The sequence below is a fragment of the Bartonella sp. AA2SXKL genome (assembly GCF_042197205.1).
Taxonomy (GTDB): Bacteria; Pseudomonadota; Alphaproteobacteria; order Rhizobiales; family Rhizobiaceae; genus Bartonella.
Window position 1 is genome coordinate 1 of sequence record NZ_JBHIRN010000159.1, and the last position, 261, is coordinate 261.

The window sequence follows — 261 nt, forward strand, 5'->3', positions numbered from 1 at the left end:
CTTCAATAATTAACCAGCCAACAGCAATGCGTCCTTTTTCTGTTTCAATAAGATGGCGTTCTTGCAAAGCACGTAAGAGAATAACAGTACTTGCTGTTGATAAAGCTAAACCGAAAACTACACTACTGCTTAAACCCCATCCCATGATTAAGCCAAGGCACGAGCCTAGAAAAGTAGAAAATGCCATTTGTGCAATGGCAGCAGGGATAGCAATAGCTTTGACAGATAACAGGTCTTTCAATGAAAAATGCAGTCCAACAC

Annotated in this window: 1 protein-coding gene; it reads right to left on the bottom strand. The window is 40.6% G+C overall.

Annotated features, from left to right (window positions below; all coding sequences use genetic code 11):
- Positions 1–261, bottom strand: a 261-nt coding sequence (locus ACFINS_RS10410; RefSeq protein ID WP_375706229.1) for a cation:proton antiporter, incomplete at both ends; no start/stop codon positions are given.